The 20,374-nt window shown below is 61.5% G+C and carries 19 protein-coding genes and 2 pseudogenes; 9 read left to right on the top strand and 12 right to left on the bottom strand.

The window, feature by feature from the left end:
* Window positions 1-31: 31 nt before the first annotated feature.
* Window positions 32-1,348: a Na+/H+ antiporter family protein gene (locus ACYP2Q_RS06540; protein ID WP_459729750.1), complete on the bottom strand. Its 1,317-nt coding sequence runs from the start codon at window positions 1,346-1,348 to the stop codon at window positions 32-34.
* Here ACYP2Q_RS06540 and ACYP2Q_RS06535 point away from each other — a divergent pair.
* The 3 genes and pseudogenes from ACYP2Q_RS06535 to tal form a co-directional block, all read left to right on the top strand.
* Window positions 1,289-2,959: pseudogene (locus ACYP2Q_RS06535) on the top strand (methyl-accepting chemotaxis protein); the annotation flags it as partial. The gene ACYP2Q_RS06540 and the pseudogene ACYP2Q_RS06535 sit on opposite strands and share 60 nt — an antisense overlap.
* Before the next feature lie 102 nt (window positions 2,960-3,061).
* A complete protein-coding gene (locus ACYP2Q_RS06530) occupies window positions 3,062-3,817 on the top strand; it encodes a methyl-accepting chemotaxis protein (RefSeq protein ID WP_459730086.1) in 756 nt (251 codons plus the stop codon).
* Between the two features lie 315 nt (window positions 3,818-4,132).
* Entirely contained in the window at window positions 4,133-5,059 is a 927-nt protein-coding gene (gene tal / locus ACYP2Q_RS06525; protein WP_046819542.1) for a transaldolase, read from the top strand.
* A gap of 181 nt (window positions 5,060-5,240) precedes the next feature.
* Here the strand turns inward: tal and rssC are convergent, their stop codons facing one another.
* The 3 genes from rssC to ACYP2Q_RS06510 form a co-directional block, all read right to left on the bottom strand.
* Window positions 5,241-5,723 (bottom strand): anti-sigma factor antagonist RssC, encoded by a 483-nt coding sequence (gene rssC, locus ACYP2Q_RS06520; RefSeq protein ID WP_274077054.1) that lies wholly within the window; start codon window positions 5,721-5,723, stop codon window positions 5,241-5,243.
* Window positions 5,723-6,904 (bottom strand): two-component system response regulator RssB, encoded by a 1,182-nt coding sequence (gene rssB, locus ACYP2Q_RS06515; protein WP_459729749.1) that lies wholly within the window; start codon window positions 6,902-6,904, stop codon window positions 5,723-5,725. Before rssB ends, rssC begins: the two co-directional genes overlap by 1 nt.
* A gap of 327 nt (window positions 6,905-7,231) precedes the next feature.
* Entirely contained in the window at window positions 7,232-7,921 is a 690-nt protein-coding gene (locus tag ACYP2Q_RS06510; protein WP_459729748.1) for an MlaA family lipoprotein, read from the bottom strand.
* Between the two features lie 187 nt (window positions 7,922-8,108).
* On the opposite strand from ACYP2Q_RS06510, the gene ACYP2Q_RS06505 reads away from it, so the two are divergent.
* Together ACYP2Q_RS06505 and ACYP2Q_RS06500 are read left to right on the top strand one after the other, a co-directional pair.
* On the top strand, window positions 8,109-8,726 hold the full coding sequence (locus ACYP2Q_RS06505; protein ID WP_459729747.1) for an HAD family phosphatase: 618 nt from the start codon (window positions 8,109-8,111) through the stop codon (window positions 8,724-8,726).
* Window positions 8,727-8,850: 124 nt separating this feature from the next.
* Window positions 8,851-9,114 carry a DUF4404 family protein gene (locus ACYP2Q_RS06500; RefSeq protein ID WP_459729746.1) on the top strand — a complete coding sequence of 88 codons (264 nt, stop codon included), beginning with the start codon at window positions 8,851-8,853 and terminating at the stop codon, window positions 9,112-9,114.
* A 13-nt stretch (window positions 9,115-9,127) separates the two neighbouring features.
* On the opposite strand, the pseudogene ACYP2Q_RS06495 reads toward ACYP2Q_RS06500, so the two are convergent.
* From ACYP2Q_RS06495 to copI, 3 genes and pseudogenes are all read right to left on the bottom strand, one after another.
* Window positions 9,128-9,205: pseudogene (locus tag ACYP2Q_RS06495) on the bottom strand (outer membrane lipoprotein carrier protein LolA); the annotation flags it as partial.
* A gap of 17 nt (window positions 9,206-9,222) precedes the next feature.
* On the bottom strand, window positions 9,223-10,053 hold the full coding sequence (gene queF / locus ACYP2Q_RS06490) for an NADPH-dependent 7-cyano-7-deazaguanine reductase QueF (RefSeq protein ID WP_459729745.1): 831 nt from the start codon (window positions 10,051-10,053) through the stop codon (window positions 9,223-9,225).
* Window positions 10,054-10,114: 61 nt separating this feature from the next.
* Entirely contained in the window at window positions 10,115-10,636 is a 522-nt protein-coding gene (gene copI, locus ACYP2Q_RS06485) for a copper-resistant cuproprotein CopI (RefSeq protein WP_459729744.1), read from the bottom strand.
* 156 nt (window positions 10,637-10,792) lie between these two features.
* Here copI and ACYP2Q_RS06480 point away from each other — a divergent pair, with 156 nt between their 5' ends.
* A complete protein-coding gene (locus tag ACYP2Q_RS06480; protein WP_459729743.1) occupies window positions 10,793-11,473 on the top strand; it encodes a heavy metal response regulator transcription factor in 681 nt (226 codons plus the stop codon).
* Window positions 11,473-12,822, top strand: a complete 1,350-nt coding sequence (locus ACYP2Q_RS06475) for a heavy metal sensor histidine kinase (RefSeq protein ID WP_459729742.1) — start codon at window positions 11,473-11,475, stop codon at window positions 12,820-12,822. The genes ACYP2Q_RS06480 and ACYP2Q_RS06475 overlap by 1 nt, the downstream gene beginning before the upstream one ends.
* 114 nt (window positions 12,823-12,936) lie before the next feature.
* On the opposite strand, the gene ACYP2Q_RS06470 is transcribed toward ACYP2Q_RS06475, so the two are convergent.
* From ACYP2Q_RS06470 to ACYP2Q_RS06460, 3 genes are all read right to left on the bottom strand, one after another.
* Complete coding sequence (locus tag ACYP2Q_RS06470) at window positions 12,937-14,181, bottom strand: lipoprotein-releasing ABC transporter permease subunit (RefSeq protein ID WP_459729741.1); 1,245 nt, start codon at window positions 14,179-14,181, stop codon at window positions 12,937-12,939.
* Window positions 14,182-14,246: 65 nt separating this feature from the next.
* Window positions 14,247-14,930 carry a lipoprotein-releasing ABC transporter ATP-binding protein LolD gene (gene lolD, locus ACYP2Q_RS06465; protein WP_274077064.1) on the bottom strand — a complete coding sequence of 228 codons (684 nt, stop codon included), beginning with the start codon at window positions 14,928-14,930 and terminating at the stop codon, window positions 14,247-14,249.
* A gap of 7 nt (window positions 14,931-14,937) precedes the next feature.
* On the bottom strand, window positions 14,938-16,188 hold the full coding sequence (locus tag ACYP2Q_RS06460; protein WP_459729740.1) for a lipoprotein-releasing ABC transporter permease subunit: 1,251 nt from the start codon (window positions 16,186-16,188) through the stop codon (window positions 14,938-14,940).
* 94 nt (window positions 16,189-16,282) lie between these two features.
* Between ACYP2Q_RS06460 and ACYP2Q_RS06455 the strand changes: the two genes are divergently transcribed.
* Entirely contained in the window at window positions 16,283-16,864 is a 582-nt protein-coding gene (locus tag ACYP2Q_RS06455) for a PilZ domain-containing protein (RefSeq protein ID WP_459729739.1), read from the top strand.
* A gap of 14 nt (window positions 16,865-16,878) precedes the next feature.
* The gene (locus ACYP2Q_RS06450; RefSeq protein WP_459729738.1) at window positions 16,879-17,601 is read left to right on the top strand and encodes a glycerophosphodiester phosphodiesterase; all 723 of its coding nucleotides are present in this window, start codon (window positions 16,879-16,881) and stop codon (window positions 17,599-17,601) included.
* 42 nt (window positions 17,602-17,643) lie between these two features.
* Here ACYP2Q_RS06450 and sthA read toward each other — a convergent pair whose 3' ends face one another.
* Window positions 17,644-19,038 carry a Si-specific NAD(P)(+) transhydrogenase gene (gene sthA, locus ACYP2Q_RS06445; RefSeq protein WP_020798487.1) on the bottom strand — a complete coding sequence of 465 codons (1,395 nt, stop codon included), beginning with the start codon at window positions 19,036-19,038 and terminating at the stop codon, window positions 17,644-17,646.
* Window positions 19,039-19,245: 207 nt separating this feature from the next.
* Complete coding sequence (locus ACYP2Q_RS06440) at window positions 19,246-20,226, bottom strand: FAD:protein FMN transferase (RefSeq protein ID WP_459730085.1); 981 nt, start codon at window positions 20,224-20,226, stop codon at window positions 19,246-19,248.
* Between the last annotated feature and the right edge of the window lie 148 nt (window positions 20,227-20,374).

Genomic DNA, 20,374 nt, shown 5'->3' with positions numbered 1-20,374 from the left:
CGTTACGCGGCCATCGCTGCTGTACCTGAAATCAGAGCACCATCGCCGCTATCCAGCCAAACACCAGCAACGGCAGGTTGTAATGCAGGAAGGTCGGGACCACGGTGTCCCAGATGTGGTGATGCTGGCCGTCGATGTTCAAGCCTGAGGTCGGCCCCAGGGTCGAATCCGAAGCCGGCGAACCGGCGTCGCCCAATGCACCCGCGGTGCCGACGATACTGACGATGGCGATCGGGCTGAAACCCAGCTGCACGCACAAGGGCACGAAAATCACCGCCAGGATCGGCACGGTGGAAAACGACGAACCAATGCCCATGGTCACCAACAGCCCGACCAGCAGCATCAACAAGGCGCCGACGCCCTTGCTGTGGCCGATCCACGAGGCCGAGGCTTCGACCAGCGTCTGCACTTGCCCGGTGGCCTTGATCACTTCGCCAAAGCCGGACGAGGCGATCATGATGAAGCCGATCATCGCCATCATCTTCATGCCTTCGGTGAACAGGTCATCGGTGTCTCGCCACTTGACGATGCCCGACACTGAAAAAATCAGGAAACCCACCAACGCACCGATGATCATCGAATCCAGCAGCAGCTGAATGATGAACGCCGCGGCGATGGCAACGCCGGCAACCATCAGGCTCAGCGGGTTGTACTGCACCGCGACCTGCTCGACCTGTTCGATCTTTTCCAGGTCGTAGACACGCTTCTTGCGGTAACTGACAAACGCGATCAGCAGGCCCACCACCATGCCCATTGCCGGAATACCCATGGCGTGAGTCACGTTGATGCCGCCGATATCGACGCCGCTGCGGGCGACGTTGGCCAGCAGGATTTCATTCAGGAAGATGTTGCCGAAACCCACCGGCAGGAACATGTACGGGGTGATCAGGCCGAAGGTCATGACGCAGGCGATCAAGCGGCGATCGAGTTGCAGCTTGGTCAGCACATACAGAAGCGGCGGCACCAGCAACGGAATGAAGGCGATATGAATCGGCAGGATGTTCTGCGACGCGATGGCCACGACCCACAGCAGGCCGATCAGCAACCATTTGACCTGGCCACCGCCATTGGCATGCTGGCGATCGACCATCGCCAGGGCCTTGTCGGCCAGGGCATGGGCCAGGCCGGACTTGGCAATCGCCACCGCAAACGCGCCGAGCAACGCATAGGACAACGCCACCGTCGCCCCACCGCCCAGGCCGCTGTTGAACGCCTTGAGGGTCGCGTCGATGCCAAGGCCACCGGTCAGGCCACCCACCAGCGCCCCTACGATCAGCGCGATCACCACATGCACGCGGGACAGGCTGAGTATCAGCATGATGCCGACCGCGGCAATTACTGCATTCATTGTCGTTACCTCTGGGCAAGCAAAAAGAGTCCGGCCGGCAGTCTGCGAGAGCCGCCAGCGGATAAAGGAATGGGTCTTATTAGAGGGCGCGCACTTTGCCCCAGAGCGGCCCTGCTGTCAAAGCCAACGGTCATTGCAGGAGCTGGCTTGCCAGCGAAAGCGGCCTTCAGCATTGCATCGACCTTTCGGCCGTCTTTTCGCTGGCAAGCCAGCGCCTGCAAAGCCTGCGCAGACAGATATTCGAGAGCCGGCCATAAAGAAAGCCCGATCGCGGCCGCTACAGAGCAAAGCCGCAGATATTTATCGAATAAGGACGCCTCCATGTCGCTCAGACAACTTTCCATTCAATGGAAAATCACCCTGTTGGCCGGGTTGTGCCTGGCGGGCATCGTGACCCTGCTGGTGGGTCTTTCGCTGTATCGCATGGAGCACAGCTCCGCGCTGGTGAAAGCCTCGAGCATGGAGATGTTGACCGAAGCGGCCCAGGCCCGGATCGAGTCGCAGGGTGAAAACCAGGCGCTGATGATCCGCCAGCAGTTCATGGATGCCTATCAATATGGCCATGGTTTCTCGCGCCAGGTGCTGTTTCTGCGCGACCAGGCGGAAAAACGCTTCCTCGATGCCTTCGACCTGCGTGAGGATCTGACCCGCCAGGTCAAGTCGGCCCTGCAAGCCAATCCCGACCTGCTCGGCCTGTCCCTGGTATTCGAACCCAACGCCCTTGACGGCAAGGACGAACTGTTCAGCGGCCAGACGGAGCTTGGGAGCAACGACAAGGGCCGCTTCGCCCTCTATTGGTCGCAGCCGACGCCGGGCAAGGTGACCTCCATGGCGTTGCCCGAAAGCGACATGGCCGACACCCGCACCGGCCCCAGCGGCGAACCGGCCAATGCCTGGTTCACCTGCCCGCGCGCGCGCCTTGCGCCCTGCGTGATCGAACCGTACTTCTATTCAATCGACGGCCAGAACGTGCTGATGACCAGCATCGTGTTCCCGTTGATGGTCAACGGCAAGGTCATCGCTTCGCTGTCGGTGGATATCAACCTCAACAGCCTGCAGTCGATCAGCCAGAGCGCGAGCAAGAAGCTCTATGACGGCCAGACCAGCGTCAGCATCGTCAGCCCGGCCGGCCTGCTCGCCGGCTACAGTGCAGACGCCAGCAAACTCAGCCAGCGCCTGGAAGCCGTGGACACCCGCACCGGCGCCGAGCTGATGCGCATGCTCGCCGCCAGCAGCAAGACTTCCAGCCTGCACAGCGATCAGCAGTTGAAAGTGTTGGCGCCGTTCCAGCCGATACCCGATGGCAAAGCCTGGGGCGTGTTGCTCGACGTACCGGAAAAAGTCCTGGTCGGCCCGGCCGAGGCCCTGAAAAAGCAACTGGATGACAGCAACACCGCCGGCACCCTGACCGAACTCGGCCTGGGAATCCTCGCGGCGCTCATTGGCTTGCTGCTGGTGTGGCTGATGGCGCGCAGCGTGACCCGGCCGATCCTCGGCGTGGCGCACATGCTCCAGGACATCGCCAGCGGCGAAGGCGACCTGACACGCCGCCTGGCCTATGACAAACAGGATGAACTGGGCCAATTGGCGGGCTGGTTCAACCGTTTCCTCGACAAGCTGCAACCGATCATCGCCGAGGTCAAACGCTCGGTGCAGGACGCCCGCGGCACCGCGGACCAGTCGTCCGCCATCGCCACCCAGACCAGCGCCGGCATGGAGCAGCAATACCGCCAGGTGGACCAGGTCGCGACCGCCTCCCACGAAATGAGCGCCACCGCCCAGGACGTCGCCCGCAGCGCCGCCCAAGCGGCACAGGCGGCACGCGATGCCGACCAGGCCACCCGCCAGGGCCTGACCGTGATCGATCGCACCACCGCGAGCATCGACAACCTCGCCGCCGACATGAGCGCGGCGATGATCCAGGTCGAAGGCCTGGCGGCCAACAGCGAGAAAATCGGTTCGGTACTGGAAGTGATCCGCGCCATTGCCGAACAGACCAACCTGCTGGCCCTCAACGCCGCCATCGAAGCTGCCCGGGCCGGTGAAGCCGGGCGCGGTTTTGCCGTGGTCGCCGATGAAGTGCGCAACCTGGCGCGCCGTACCCAGGAGTCGGTCGAAGAAACCCGCGTGGTGATCGAACAACTGCAAAGCGGCACCCAGGACGTGGTCGGCTCCATGGGCAACAGCCACCGCCAGGCCCAGGACAGCGTCGAACAGGTTGGCCAGGCCGTGACGGCGCTGCAGCAGATCGGCGACGCGGTCACCGTGATCAGCGACATGAACCTGCAGATCGCCAGCGCCGCCGAAGAGCAAAGCGCCGTGGCCGAGGAGATCAACCACAACGTGGCGACCATCCGCGACGTCACCGAATCGCTGTCGGGGCAAGCCAACGAATCGGCGCGGGTGAGCCAGTCGCTCAATCGCCTGGCCAATCAACAACAGAGCCTGATGGACCAGTTCCGCGTCTAACCCCCGCATGTCCCTTGTAGGAGCGAGCTTGCTCGCGATGGACGTTAACGATGACGCGTGCTGTCTGAATAAACGCGTCGCCCTCAAGTTCTTCGCGAGCAAGCTCGCTCCTACAGGTCTACCGGAATTTGCGCACCCGGTCAGTTCCCCGGAACCTGCGCGGCGTTTCGGCATCCTATCTACCGATACCGCGCCCCGCCATTCAAACAGCCGTTTTGCGGTTGTTGCCACTGGGGCCATCGATACACGTACATGCCCTTGAGTGGCTGTCAGCGCTCGGGTAATGTCATCAGACCCATAGGACAGAGCACGCCCATGACTTCCAAGCTGGAACAACTCAAACAGATGACCACCGTGGTTGCCGACACCGGCGACTTCGAAGCAATCGCTCGCGTCAAGCCCGTGGACGCCACCACCAACCCTTCCCTGCTGCTCAAGGCGGCGGCCATTCCTGCTTATGCCGAACTGCTCAACGCTTGCGTCGCCGACTGCAAGGGCGATGTGGGCCTGGCCAGCGACCGTTTTGGCGTCGCGGTCGGGCAGGAAATCCTCAAGGTGATTCCCGGCCGTATTTCCACCGAAGTGGATGCGCGCCTGTCGTTCGACACTGACGCCGTACTCAAGCGCGCGCACCGTCTGATCGAGCTCTACGAAAAGGCTGGCATCGGCCGCGACCGGGTACTGATCAAGATCGCCTCCACCTGGGAAGGCATCCGCGCTGCCGAGATCCTGGAAAAGGAAGGCATCCAGACCAACCTGACCCTGCTGTTCTCGTTCGCCCAGGCGGCTGCCTGCGCCGATGCCGGGGTGTTCCTGATTTCGCCATTCGTGGGCCGCATCTACGACTGGTACAAGAAAGCCAACGGTAACGACTACGTCGGCGCCGATGATCCGGGCGTGCAGTCGGTCACGCGCATCTACAACTACTACAAGGCCAATGACTACAAGACCGTGGTCATGGGCGCCAGCTTCCGCAACCTCGGCCAGATCGAGCAACTGGCCGGTTGCGACCGCTTGACCATCAGCCCGGACCTGATCGACAAGCTCGCGGCGGACACCGGCAAGCTGGAACGCAAACTGGCACCTGGCAGCGCCGGTGAAGCTCGCCTGAACCTCAATGAGGCGCAATTCCGCTGGCTATCCAACGAAGACGCCATGGCCACCGAGAAACTGGCTGAAGGTATCCGTCAGTTCGCCCGGGACCAGGAAAAGCTGGAGGCGTTGCTGCAGGCCAAGCTGTGATCTGGATCGGGTAATGCAAAAAGGGCGAACCTTGGTGGGTTCGCCCTTTTTTATGCGCTGGCTGTAGGGACGCTATCGCTGGCAAGCCAGCTCCTACAGGGGATTTATGAACGCAACAGATCCAATGTGGGAGCCAGCCTGCTGGCGATGAGGCCAGTGCGGCCAACATCCCTCGACTAGATCAATGCCGCTCCAGCGCATTCACCAGGTCATGAAAGGCTTCACGATTGGAGTCGTTCAAACCCATGAGGATCTTGTGCGCTTCGAGCACCTTGATCCGCACCACCTCTTCCGACTGATCCTGATCAGGCAGGTCGTCCAGGCATTCCGGGCATGGCACCGGCTGGTCGACGATGTTGAACACCTGCTCGAACCCCATCGATTGCAACAGACGGGTGATGTCTTCGTGGGTGGTGACAACGGTGGGCAGCAGGCCGACCTTCTGCCGCGACAGGATCGACAGTTTGGCCAGCAGGCCCAGGGTTGTGCTGTCGATGCTGCGGGTTTCGGTCAGGTCGATCACGATCGCGTTGAAATTCAACGCGGTGAAGATCCGCTCAATAGTCGCATCCAACGCCGAACACAGGGTCAGGCGAACTTCACCGACGAATTTCAGGACAAAGGTGCCATCCTGCTCGGCGAACTGGATTCTACCGGTACTCATCAAAGATTCCTGCTCAACACCAACAGGGCGATATCATCCGGCATCTCCCCTAGCGTGGCCAATCCAAAAACCTGCCGCAGGCCATCCAGGCTGCCGCCCGCCGCCTTGACCCGTTCAGGCAAGGCAGCTTCTTTTTCTTTGAGTGTGGGTTCCGGCAAAAGGTCCAGAATGCCATCAGACATCAGCGTCAGGCTGAAGGTCTGCGGCAATTCCAGCACGTGATCTTCATAGGTGGCTTCATTGAAGAGGCCTACCGGCAGACCACGCCCTTCCAGGTAACGAACACTGTCGGGTGTGTACAACACAGGCAACGGCAAATGACCACCGATGCTATAGGTCAACAAACCTGTCTCCTCGTCGATGACTCCACCGACCATTGTGACGTGTTTGCCCAGCTTACAACTGATCAGGCCCCGGTTGATATGCCCAAGCACTTCGGACGGCTTGAATTCCGGCAAGGTGCCATTGCGCTTGGACTCGAACAACAGGCGCGTGGTCATGAATTTCAACAGCACGGTGACGAAGGCTGAAGAGGCGCCATGCCCGGAAACATCCGCCAGGTAGAACGCCACCCGGCGCTCGTCGACCCGGAAATAGTCGACAAAATCACCCGACAGGTACAGCGACGGGATGATCTGGTGGGCAAACTTGAAGTCGTCGATGGTCCAGGGGCTGACCGGCAGCATGTTCATCTGCACCTGGCGACCGGCGTTCTGGTCTTCCTGGAGCAGGTTCAGGCTGGCGGCGAGCTCGCGGTTGGCCTTTTCCAGCTTCTCGCGGTAGCGCTGGTTTTCCACCAGCAGGCGTGCGCGATCCAGGGCCCGACGCACCGAGTGCTCGAGCACGGCCAGATCTTCGAGAGGCTTGATCAGGTAATCCGCCGCGCCCAGGCGCAAGGCCTCGACCGCGTCGTTCATGACGCCGGCACCCGACACCACGATCACCGGCGTTTGCGGTGACAGCTCGGTGACCTGGCGGATGAGTTCGAGTCCGCCCATCTGTGGCATGCGCAGATCGCAGATGACCAAGTCGGGCTTGTCTTGCTCGAATACCTGAAGACCCTGCTGGCCATTGCTGGCCTGCAAGACGCTGAAACCACTGTCTTCCAAATAGGCCGCGAGGCTCGCGCGCACTACTTCGTCATCATCGATTATCAGCAGCGTGGCACTGGTTTTTGGCATGTGGGCAAACGGCGCCAGAATTAGGTTGGCGTAGCGGCTCGGGTTTTGGCCCGGCTCTGACTACTGGATTCGCTTTCTAGCCTCTCTGCTGCACTGTTTTCGAGCGTTTACCCGATCCACGTGTACACCAGAGGTGCCCTTCTAAGGCGCAGACGGTACTCCCATCCGCGAGGCGTTTCAAGCTCACACCGATGGTCGCTTGGCGCCGACACTTTTCAAATCACCGGGAGTTATAAGAACCTGAAAAACCGAAACCCAATGTAAGGTCGCGCAGGGCAATAAAAACGAACAAGGCGGCTCGAGGCCGCCTTGTTTTACTGGTCGGGATCAGAAATCGTCTTCAACCTGGCCGTCTTTGACCTTGAATTCACGGTTCTGCAGATAGGCGTTGCGGATGAAGGTGTACTTGTCGCCGGTGATCAGCTTCTCGGAGGACAGCAGGCTCGCCCGGGTATCGACGATGTTCAGGCCGAAAATCGAGTTACGCACCGGCACATCGTGGATGTACGGGTAAGGACCGGTGTAGCCATCGACGAACTTGGACGGCGCGTCACGCAGTGTGCTTGGCCCCAGGAGCGGCAGCATCACGTACGGCCCGCTGCCGACGCCCCAGTAACCGAGGGTCTGGCCGAAGTCTTCGTCATTGCGGTGCAGGCCCATCTGGGTACCCACGTCGAAGAAGCCCAGCAAGCCGAAGGTGGTGTTGAAAAGCAGGCGCGCCGTGTCGACGCCCGCCGCGTGAGGTTTGACCTGCAGGATATTGTTGGCGAGGTTGGTCACATCGCCGACGTTGCGGAACATGTTGTGGATGCCATCTTCGAGAAACTGTGGCGTCACGAACTGATAGCCCTGGGCCAGAGGTTTCAAGGCATAGGTGTCAACGAAATCGTTGAACTGGAAGATCGGCCGGTTGACGCCTTCCCAAGGATCATCTTCCGAGGCGGCCTGGGCGGCAAACGGAACCAGCAGCGCACTGGCGCACACACAAAGCCGAGCGAGAGGATTGCTCCAGCGCATAGAAAAACTCCTTGGACTGTACCGTCGCAGGGCGCTTGGCCCGGCGCAAAGAGCGTCAGTATAAGACGGTTCGGCCACTTTAGGCAGTATTGGGCCCGTCCCACTGTGCAGGCCGAGCAATTCACAGCAGTGTCACTCAACTGTCACCGTCGCCCTTTAGCCTTGAGGCTATTTCAGGGACGTTGACATGCCGCACGCCGAAATCACCCCGCAAACCGCGCCGAACCTGACTGCCGTGCTGTTCGGCCTGAGTGGTTGCCTGGTGGATTTCGGTGCCTGTACGCGCCTTCAGGGTAGCCCTGACACCGCTCACGCCGAGGCCACTCCAGGCGCCCTGGACAGTCTGCACGGCTTGCAGCGCCAGCAGATCCCCTGTGCCTGGCTCGATGAGTTGCCCCACGCCATGAGCCAGGCACTGGCTATCGGCCTGCCGCCATGGATCAAGCCTTCGCAACATATCGAAACAAAACCTTGGCCGGCACCGGATGCGTGCTGGCAAGCCCTGATGGCCCTGGACATCGAACGCCTGGATGGCTGTGTGCTGGTCAGCGGCGAACCCCGCCTGCTGCAATCGGCTCTCAATGCCGGGTTATGGACCATCGGCCTGGCCTCCTGCGGCTCCCTCTGCGGGCTGTCGCCAGAGCAATGGCAGGCATTGTCCGCTCAGGAACGCGACATCAAGCGCAGCAAGGCCACGGTGCAGCTGTTCGGCCTGGGCGTGCACTCGGTGATCGATCACCTCGGTGAACTCGACACCTGCCTGGCAGACATCAGCCTGCGTCGGCTCAAGGGCGAAAAGCCCTGACAGCGGACTCACACCCATGAAGGCATGCAGGGAACGCGCGAGTGGATTAATCTAAAGGTAAGCCGTAGACCTTGGCGCGCCGTCGCGGTCTATGCCAGTGCCTATCGATAAAAGGAAGAACGCCATGTCTGCCCGCGAACTGCAAGAACAGCTCAATGCCCTGCGCGAGCAATTGGAAAAGAATCCTCCGCTGACCGAAGTCGAGCGCGAAGACCTGCACAAGCTGATGCAACAGATCGAATTTGAGCTGGAGCTCGAAACCAAGACCCAGGACGTCAACCTCGCCGATAACGTCAACCTGGCCGTCGAACGCTTCGAACTCGAACACCCGACCCTCGCCGACGCCCTGCGCCGGATTGGCACGGCCCTGCACAGCATGGGGATCTAACCCCCCGGATAAATGTAGGAGCGAGCTTGCTCGCGTAAAACCAGAGAGCGCCGCGGGGAGTCAGGCTTCCCGCGTCATCGTTGACCTCCATCGCGAGCAAGCTCGCTCCTACTGACGAACCAGGCGATGGTTCGGCAGTTGTACTTCTTCAGTACTGCGATACGGGTTGATATCCAACCCACCCCGCCGCACATAACGCGCGTAGACCGTCAATTTCGCAGGCTTCAACAACCGCTGCAGATCGAGGAAAATCCGCTCCACGCACTGTTCATGGAAGTCCGAGTGTTGGCGGAAGCTGACGATGTATTCCAGCAGGCTCGCGTGATCGAGCGCCGCGCCACGGTATTCCACTGCCACGCTGCCCCAGTCCGGCTGGCTGGTGACCGGGCAATTGGATTTGAGCAAGTGGCTGTGCACGCTCTCCTCGACAATGCGCGAGTCATCGCAACGCAGCAGTTCCGGGCGCGGGTGCTCGTAGTTGCTGACGCTGATGTCCAGGTCGTCGATGCACACACCCGGCAATGCCACCACACCTTCGGCCTCGACCTCTTTCAGGCTGCGGATGCGCACGCCCACGGGCTTGCCGGCGGCGGCCGACAGGTCCTTGGCCAGGGTCGCTTCTAGGCTCGCGGTGTCGGCAAACGGCGTCTGGTTCAAGGAATTGAGGTAGAGCTTGAACGACTTGGATTCGATGATGTTCGGCGAATCCGCCGGGATGCTGAATTCGCCGATCGCCACCACCGGCTTGCCCGACGGCAACAACCACGACAGTTCGAAGCAGTTCCAGAAATCCACGCCCTTGTATGGCAGGGTCTGAGCCGTCAGGCCCAGCTCGGCCCATTTCGCGGTGCGCGGGATCGGGAACAGCAGGGACGGCGTGTAAGTGGCGATGTATTCGCTGGATTTGCCCAGCGGCGAGTGTTCGGCTGCGGGATGCATGGCGGAAACCTGACTGAAGAATCAGCGGATTCTACCAGCCTTTGCCGCAGCCTTTGAGTGCTTACTGACTGACAGTCAATTTGCCCACCATGCCAGCCTGGTAATGACCGGGGATGTTGCAGGCGAATTCGAGCTTGGTGGCCTTGGTGAACGTCCAGGTCAGCTCGGCGGTTTTGCCAGGCGCCACCAGCACGCTGTTGGGGTCGTCGTGCTGCATGGCATGCCCCATTCCGGCCATTGCGCTGTGGTCCATTTCCTTCATGCCGGTAGGCGTGAGCATGCCGTTTTCCTGCATCTGTAACATTTCCTGCTGATGCCGGGCATGCATCGCCACATCACCCAGGTTGAACTCGTGCAGCAACTGGCCTTTATTCACCAGCACGAATCGCACCGTTTCTCCGGCCTTGATCTCGATCGCCTTGGGAGTGAACGTCATGTCAGCCATGACCACCTCGACGCTGCGGGTCGCCTTGGCGGCCGGTGCCGGTTGACCGAAATCATAGGTTTGCGCAGGCGACGCCCACACCGGCGAACTCAGCGCCAAGAGACAGCTGGCCAGCAACACGGATTTGCGCAGAAACATCGACGTACTCCAACAAGATTAAGGTTCAGCCTGTGGAAAACTCTAAACTGCCACCGCTGCCCGTTACCTGACAGCCAGATTACAACTTTGTCAGCAAGGCCCGCAGCGTCGTCGCCCAAGGTATAACGCTGTCGTTCCATTTAGCCCGAGTCGCCCATGAAATTGCTGATCGTCGAAGACCAACCGAAAACCGGCCATTACCTGCGCCAGGGCCTGACCGAGGCCGGGTTCACCACGGAACTGGTGGCCGACGGCAGCACCGGCCAGCAACTGGCGCTGAGCGGCGACTATGCCCTGCTGATTCTCGATGTGATGTTGCCCGGGCGCGATGGCTGGCAGATCCTGCAAGCGGTGCGCAGTGCCGGCCTCGACACGCCGGTGCTGTTCCTGACCGCCCGGGATGCCGTGGAAGACCGGGTACACGGCCTGGAACTGGGCGCCGACGATTACCTGGTCAAGCCGTTCGCCTTCTCCGAATTGCTCGCCCGGGTCCGCAGCCTGTTGCGCCGTGGCAGCAGCACGCCCCAGGAAACCTGCCTGCAACTGGCCGACCTGCGCCTGGACCTGATCCGCCGCCGGGTCGAGCGCAGCGGCCAGCGCATCGACCTGACCGCCAAGGAGTTCGCTCTGCTGGAAATGCTCTTGCGCCGCCAGGGCGAAGTGCTGCCCAAATCGCTGATCGCCTCCCAGGTCTGGGACATGAATTTCGACAGCGACACCAACGTCATCGAAGTCGCGATCCGCCGCTTGCGCCTGAAGATCGACGACGAGTTCCCGAACAAACTGATCCACACCGTGCGCGGCATGGGCTACGTGCTTGAAGAGCGCCAGAGCTGATGCGCCGGCTGTCCTTGAGCGCTCGCCTGGCATTGCTGTTCGCCGCGTGCACCGCCGTGGTTTCGCTGTTCGCCGGGGTGCTGTTCAGCCGCGCCAGCGAGGCGCACTTCATCGAGCTCGATCAACAGTTGCTGGATGCCAAGCTTGTTGGATTACGCAGGGCATTGCCGGATATCCAGTCAAGCGAACGTGATGCCCGGCTGGCCGACGAATTGAGCCGCCAGGCCGATCTGTCCCTGCGTATCAGTGGCAGCGATGGCCGCCGCTGGTATGACAGCTCCCCGCGCCTGCCGCCGACCTTGCCGCGCCAGCCCGGCTTGTCCACGGTGAGCCACGACGGCACCGACTATCGCGTGCTGAACGCGCCGCTGTATCCCGACCAGGCCGATTCGCCGCAGCTGACCCTGCTGCTGGACATCACCCATCACCAGCATTTCCTGCAACGCATGCAACACCTGATCTGGCTCACCGTCGGCCTGTCCGCCCTGGCCACGGCCCTGCTCGGTGCCTGGGCCGCACGCAGCGGGTTGCGGCCGCTGCGCCGCATGAGCGCGGTCGCTCGCGGGGTCTCGGCGCAATCGCTCAACGCACGCCTGCCGGAAGAAACCATGCCGCCGGAGCTTGCAGAAATGGCCCACCACTTCAACGCCATGCTCGGGCGCCTCGACGACTCCTTCCAGCGGCTCTCGGCCTTCTCCGCCGACATTGCCCATGAGCTGCGCACGCCGCTGTCGAACCTGCTGACCCACACCCAGGTCACCCTCACCCGTGAGCGCCCCCTCGAGGATTACCGCGAGGCGCTGCACAGCAACCTTGAGGAGTTGCAGTGGATGGCGCAACTGGTCAACGACATGCTGTACCTGGCCAAGGCCGACCACGGCTTGTTGATGCCCAAGCGCGAACCGCTTGAGCTGGCGGAGGAAGTGGACGTGTTGCTGGAGTTTTTTGCGCCCCTGGCCGAGGACGCGCAGGTGACCCTCAAGTGTGACGGCCATGCCCACCTGCAAGGCGATCGCAGCATGTTTCGCCGGGCGCTGTCCAATTTGCTGGACAATGCGCTGCGGTTTACCCCGGCTGGGGGTGAGGTTCGGGTGCGGATTGTCGATCGGCCCGAGGGCTTGGGGCTGACGGTGGAAAACAGCGGGGACGGGATTTCAGCTGATTTGCTGCCGAGGTTGTTTGACCGATTCTACCGGGCCGACCCGGCGCGCCATGAGGGCAGCAGTGAGCATGCGGGGTTGGGATTGGCGATCACCCAGTCGATCATCCGTGCCCATGGTGGGCAGATTCGGTGTGAATCAGAAAAGGGATGGACCAGGTTTGTGATCGAACTACCAAGGGGGAACTGACCTGATCCCTTGTAGGAGCTGGCTTGCCAGCGAAGAGGCCCTCGAAATCGATGCAAGATTCAAGGCCGCCTTCGCTGGCAAGCCAGCTCCTACAGGGTCCAGCGGTGTAACGGTTTACGAATAACGCAACGCGTGAGCCGGCTCGATCTTCGCCGCACGCCACGCCGGGTAAACCGTGGCCAAAAAGCTCATGACAAACCCCGCCGTGCAGATCAGCGCGACGTCTGCGCCCTGCAATTCAGACGGCAAATTGCTGACGAAATACACATCGGAACTGAAGATGTGCTGCCCGCTGACTCGCTCTACCCAACCCACCATTGCGCTGACGTTCAACGCAGCAATCACGCCGAGCACGCCGCCGATCAAGGTGCCGACGATGCCGATCACGGTGCCCTGGACCATGAAGATCGCCATGATCTGCCGTGGCGTGGCGCCGATGGTGCGCAGGATCGCGATGTCCGCGCCCTTGTCGTTCACCACCATGATCAAGGTGGCGATGATGTTGAACGCCGCCACCGCGACAATCATCAGCAACAACAGGCCAATCATGGTTTTTTCCATCTTCATCGCACTGAACAGGCTGCCCTGGGTGTGGGTCCAGTCGTCCGCCTTGTAGGCGCTGCCCAAGCCACTGGCGATGTCGCTCGACACTTGCGGCGCGGCGTACAGGTCCTTCACCGCCAGGCGCACGCTTTGCACCTGGTTCGGCGCCCAATGCTGCATCTGCGCGGCATCGGCCATGTGGATCAGCGCCATCGAACCGTCCAGCTCGGCACCGACCTTGAACACCCCGACCACGTTCAGACGTTGCATGCGCGGGGTGATCCCGCCAGGTGCGTTGCTGACTTCCGGCACGATCAGGGTGATCTTGTCACCGACATTCAGGCGAAACCGCCGCGCCGTGATCTCGCCGATCACCACGCCGAATTCGCCCGGCTTCAAGGCATCCAGGCGCCCCTGGACAATATGCTGGGCGACAATCGACACCTTGCCTTCCAGCGCCGGATCGACACCACTGACCTGGATCGGCTGCATCGAGCCCTTGTAGGACAGCATGCCTTCCATCTCGGTGAACGGCACGGCGGCCGTGACTTGCGGGTTTTTCATCGCGGCCGCCGCAACGGGCTGCCAGTCATCGATGGGATTGACTCCGACGATGGTCGCGTGCGGGACCATGCCGAGGATGCGTGAGCTCATTTCGCGCTGGAAGCCGTTCATCACCGACAGCACCACGATCATCGCGAGCACGCCCAGGGCGAGGCCGATCATCGAGGTCATCGAGATGAAGGAAACAAAGCGATTGCGGCGCTTGGCGCGGGTATAGCGCGTGCCGATAAAGATCGATAACGGTCTGAACATTCGCTGGGACACCGTATGAAAATAAAAGACCCGACGGGCTTTTCAGACCGTCGGGTGGCAAGCGGTCAGATAGGCGTCAGGCAACCTTCCTGCAAATGCAGGACGCGGTCCATCTGGCGAGCCAGGTTCATGTCGTGGGTCACCACCAGGAACGCCGTGCGCATCGAGGTGCTGAGTTCCAGCATCAGGTCCTGGATGCCCTGGGCGGTGTGGGAGTCGAGGTTGCCGGTCGGCTCGTCGAGCATCACCAGGCCCGGATTGTTCACCAGGGCGCGGGCGATGGCCACACGCTGGCGCTCGCCACCGGACAATTCCGCCGGCTTGTGCTCCAGGCGATGACCCAGCCCTACGCGCGTCAGCAACGCGGTGGCCCGTTGACGCGCTTCGGGGATCGCCGTCTTGCCGATCAGCAGCGGCATGCAGACGTTTTCCAGGGCGGTGAATTCCGGCAGCAGGTGGTGAAACTGGTACACGAAGCCCAGGGCGCGGTTACGCAGCAGCCCGCGTTTCTTTTCACTCAGCGCCGACAGCTCTTCGCCGTCGAGCCAGACGCTGCCCTTGGTCGGCGTATCGAGGCCGCCCAGCAGGTTGAGCAAGGTGCTCTTGCCCGAGCCCGACTTGCCGACAATCGCCACACGCTCGCCCGGGTGCAACTCCAGTTGCAGGCCCGCCAATACTTCCACCGACTCCGGGCCTTCCTCGTAGGATTTGCCCAGGCTGCGGCAGCTCAAGATTGCTTTATCACTCATGCCCGACTCACTCATAACGTAGCGCCTCCGCCGGCTGGGTGCGCGCGGCACGCCAGGCGGGATACAGGGTGGCGAGGAAACTCAGGACCAACGCCGCGCAGCAGACCATCACAACGTCCTGGCTCTGCACCTGCGACGGCAGGTAATCGATGAAATACACGTCGGCATTCAGGAACTTGTGGCCGATCAGGCCTTCAAGCGCCGAGATCGCGGCGCTGACGTTGAGCGCGGCGAAAATCCCCACCACCGCGCCGATGGCCGTGCCGACCACGCCAATCACCGTGCCTTGCACCATGAACGTGCGCATGATCGTGCCCGGCGTGGCGCCGAGGGTACGCAATATCGCGATATCGCTCTTCTTGTCGTTCACTACCATCACCAGCGTGGAAATGATGTTGAACGCAGCGACCGCGACGATCAGCAGCAATAACAGGCCGATCATGGCCTTTTCCATGCGGATCGCCTGGTACAGGTTGCCGTGCGTACGGGTCCAGTCGCGGGCGTAGAAACGGTCTTCACCCAGCTCGCGGGCGATGCTCCACGCCGTGCGTGGCGCCTGGAACAGGTCGTCGAACTTCAGCCGCAGGCCCTGGACCTGATCGGGTTTCCAGCGATGCAGGCGCGCCAGGTCCTGAAGATTGGTGATGCCCAGGTAACCATCGAGCTCGCCGGCGCCGACATGGAAGATGCCGACCACGGTGAAGCGCTTCATGCGCGGGAACATCCCGGCGGGGGTCACGGTGACCTCCGGTGCGACAAACGTCAGCTTGTCGCCGATGGCCGCGCCGAGCTTGGTCGCCGCCTTGTCGCCGATGACGATGCCGAACTCGCCCGGTGCCAGGTCGTCGAGTTTGCCCTGGGTCATGAAGTTGTCGATGATCGACACCTGGCGTTCCTGCGCCGGGTCAATGGCATTGAGCAGGACCTTGTTGACCTTGCCGTTGTTGGTCAGCAAACCCTGCATCTGCGTGAACGGCGCCACGGCCGCCACCTGCGGGTTCTGCTTGACCTTGGCGGCCAGGCCTTGCCAATCGCTGAGCGGCTCGCCGGATTCAATAGTTGCGTGGGGCACCATGCCCAGCACGCGGGTGCGCATCTCATGATCGAAGCCGTTCATGACCGACAGCACCACGATCATCACGACCACGCCAAGGGCGAGTCCGATCATGGAGGTCAGGGAAATGAATGACACAAAATGATTGCGACGCTTTGCACGGGTATAACGCGTGCCGATAAATACGAAGAGAGGTCTGAACATGTCGGGGCTTGTTCGGAGGGAAAAGGAACGTCCTTGTGGCGGGGGTCGATAACCAGCTTTACACTCAGACCACCGCCGCTACCATGGGTTCGCCATGTCGACATTAGATGAAGAAGATCGCCGCGAATACTACCGTATCGAGGACATGATCGCACTGGAAATTCGGCCCCTGTCTGCCCTGGAAGCCGCCGGGCAGGAAGTGTTGCAGGATGCGTCCCCGCTGTTCAATCTGCTCAGCGAATTGCACCTGAGCGAATTCGAGTCGCAGCACCTGCTGCGCCAGATCAGCGAGCGCGACCGCAACCTCGCGGCGTTCCTCAAATCCCAGAACAAGCGCATCGATCTGCTCAGCCAGGTGATCGCCATCACCGTGCTCGGGCAGATCGGCGACCCGCAGCCGGTGATCATCTCCGAAGGCGGCATCGACTTCCAGAACCCTTCCCCCATCGCCGCCGGCTCGCGCCTGTCGGTCAAGCTGGTGCTGATGCCCCAGGCCCTGGGCCTGTTGCTGCGCGCGCGGGTCACCCACTGCGACCGCAAGGGCGAGGGCTTTGACGTCGGCACCGAGTTCGAACACCTGACCGATGCCCAGCGGCAACTGTTGGCGCGCTACATCTTGCAAAAGCAGGCCCAGGAACGACGCCTGGCCCGCGAACTGAACGAATCAGGCATTTAAATAAAGGAATAATCGTGACCCTCATCTACGGCCACCGCGGCGCCAAGGGCGAAGCACCGGAAAACACCCTGACCAGCTTCCAGGAATGTCTCAAGCACGGCGTGCGCCGTTGTGAACTGGACCTGCACCTGTCCATGGACGGCGAGTTGATGGTCATCCACGATCCGACGCTCAAGCGCACCACCGACCGGCGCGGCAAGGTGGTCGAGCACACCGCAGCGGACCTGGTGACCTACGACGCGCGCAAGGGTGGTCCGGGCTGGATCAAGCCGTGCCCGATCCCGACCCTCGAAGAGCTGTTCGAAAAATGCGACTTCGAGCACTGGCAACTGGAGGTCAAGAGCGCTTCACGCACCCGCGCCGCGACGACCGTGCTGGCGATTCGCGAAATGGCCCAACGCCATGGCCTGCTGGACAGGATCACCATCACCTCGAGCTCGCGGGAAGTATTAAAAGCGGCGCTGGACCTGGTGCCGGACGTGTCCCGCGGCCTGGTGGCCGAATACGCCTGGCTCGACCCGCTGAAGGTCGCGCAAGGCTACGGCTGCGAGATTCTGGCGCTGAACTGGACCCTGTGTACGCCGGAACGTCTGCAGAAGGCGCAGCGCCAGGGGCTGCATGTGTCGGTGTGGACAGTCAACGAACCCGCGCTGATGCGCAGGCTCGCTGATTTCGGCGTTGACAGCCTGATTACAGACTTTCCCGGTTTGGCCACTGCCACGCTCGAGAATTGCTGAAATCGGTCTCCCCGGCCGGCTCAGGCCACCGGCCGGAGCCGCTCAAAAAAGCCGGTTGAGGCCGTCGTACGCGGCGACCCGATAGGCTTCGGCCATGGTCGGGTAGTTGAACGTGGTGTTGACGAAGTACTTCAATGTGTTCAACTCGCCCGGCTGGTTCATGATCGCCTGGCCGATATGCACGATCTCGGACGCCTGGTAGCCGAAGCAGTGAACGCCCAGCACTTCCAGGGTTTCACGGTGGAACAGGATCTTCAGCATGCCTTGCGGCTCGCCGGCGATCTGCGCCCGGGCCATGCTCTTGAAGAACGCCTTGCCCACTTCGTACGGCACCTTGGCCTGGGTCAGCTCCTGCTCGTTCTTGCCGATCGAGCTGATCTCCGGAATGGTGTAGATCCCGGTCGGCACGTCATTCACAAAGCGCCAGCTGCCGTTGTCGACAATGCTGCCAGCGGCCGAACGGCCCTGGTCGTGGGCGGCACTGGCCAGGCTCGGCCAGCCGATCACGTCGCCGGCGCCGTAGATATTCTGGATGCCCGTACGGTAGTTCTCGTCGACTTCGATCTGGCCACGACTGTTGACCTTCACGCCGATGTTTTCCAGGCCCAACTGGTCGGTGTTGCCGGTGCGGCCGTTGCACCAGAGCAAGGCGTCGGCCTTGATCTTCTTGCCGGACTTGAGGTGCAGGATCACGCCGTTGTCCACGCCTTCGACGCGGTCATATTCTTCGTTGTGGCGAACGGTGATGTTGTTGTTGCTGAAGTGATAGCTCAACGCCTGGGAAATTTCCGAGTCGAGGAAGCTCAGCAACTGGCCGCGGTTGTCCACCAGCTCGACCAACACCCCCAGGCCGCTGAAGATCGAGGCGTATTCGCAACCGATCACGCCGGCGCCGTAAACGATGAGTTTACGCGGGGTGTGGCCGAGGCTGAGGATGGTGTCGCTATCGTAGATACGCGGGTGATGGAAATCGATGTCGGCCGGACGATAAGGGCGCGAGCCGGTGGCGATGATGATGTGCTTGGCCACCAGTTTTTCCACCACGCCATTGGCGCAGACCACTTCGATGGTTTGCTCGTCGGCGAAGCTGCCGGTACCGAAGAACACATCGACACGGTTACGGGCGTAGTAGCCGGTGCGCGAGGCGACTTGCTTGGAGATCACTTTTTCGGCGCTTTTCAATACGTCCGGGAACGAGAACCAGCGCGGCTCACCAATGGCCCGGAACATCGGGTTGGTGTTGAACTGCATGATCTGCCGGACCGAGTGACGCAGTGCCTTGGACGGGATGGTGCCCAAGTGAGTGCAGTTGCCGCCGACCTGGCGACGGCTATCGACCATCGCCACCTTGCGCCCTGCCTTGGCGGCGTTCATTGCCGCGCCTTCCCCCGCCGGGCCGGAACCCAACACCACCACGTCGTAGTTGTAGACAGCCATGCGTACTCCTCAGAACAGGCCGTGGCGCCAGCGGCACCTGCGGCTAAATCACGCCAATCTGTGGCATGAAGGAACAATTTGGGGCCCATGCAGAACCCGGACACAGTCTATAGAAGCGTCAACGCCGCGCACATTAACCCTTGGTCGCGTCGTAGGCTAGTTTTGCCTGCACTACATCGCCAGGTTTCGATGCCCGAATCGCCGCAATCATTCGGCTTTTTCGCCACTCAGGCGTGCAAAAGCGTGACTGCTGCGTGTGACGAAACCTGTATCGGCCCGCATCACAAAAAATGCGCCGATGTCGTGTTGTTCCGCGTAGGCCCAGCCCTGCTCCGGGCCGAGGATCAGCAACAGCGTCGATAAGCCATCGGCCATCAAGGCTGAAGGATGAATGACCGTGACCGACGCCAGGTTGTGTGAGACCGGTGTACCGGTGCGGGCATCGAGAGTGTGGGAAAAGCGCTGGCCACCCTGTACGAAATAATGTCGGTAGTCGCCGGACGTGGACAGGCCAAAGCCGTCGACGGCGATGATGCGCTCGGTCACTTGTTGATCGTCCCGGGGTTCTTCCAGGGCGATGCGCCAGGGTGTGCCGTCCAGTTTTTTTCCGGCCGCCTTGAGTTCGCCGGTGGCTTCGGCGAGGTAGTCGTGGATGCCCATGGCTTCGAGCTGCGCGGCAATCCTGTCCACCGCATAACCGGCCGCGATGCTGTTGAAGTCGACTTCGACGGCGGCGTCCTTGCACAGCTGGTCACCGTCGATGCGCAGATGCTGGTGACCGACACGTCGGCGCGCCTCGGCCAGCGCTTGGGCCGTGGGGATTTTTTCTTCACGGGCCTGCGGGCCAAAACCCCAGAGGTTGAGCAGCGGCTCCACCGTCAAATCGAAGGCACCTGCGCTTTGCACTGACAACAGCTCGCCGACGCGGACCAATTCGAGGATCGGCGCGGGCATGACCTGACAGTGATTGGCGGGCAAGGCGTTGAAGCGTTCGATGTCCGAGTCGCTACGGTAGGTCGACATTTGCCGGTCGACTTCAGCCAGGATCTTTTCCACCTGAACCCGGACTTCTGCCTGGGCGGGAACACCGGGGCGGCGCACGTACTTGATCGACCAGGTGCTGCCCATGGTCGGGCCGCCGAAGCTTTCCATGGATTCGCCATTGCCGCAGGCGGACAAGGTGCCCATCAACACAAACACAACGGCCTGCCACCTGTTCAACAAATCCCTCCACTCCCCACAGCACGTCCTGACACAACGCCAAGTGAGCCATTATGCGATAGAACTGAGGGAGCGGGCTTGCTCGCGAAGGCGGACCATCAGTCACTAATGATGT

It is taken from the genome of Pseudomonas sp. MHK4 (assembly GCF_054600775.1).
Note: the sequence above shows the minus strand (reverse complement) of the source record. Positions and strands in the feature narration are given on the sequence as shown.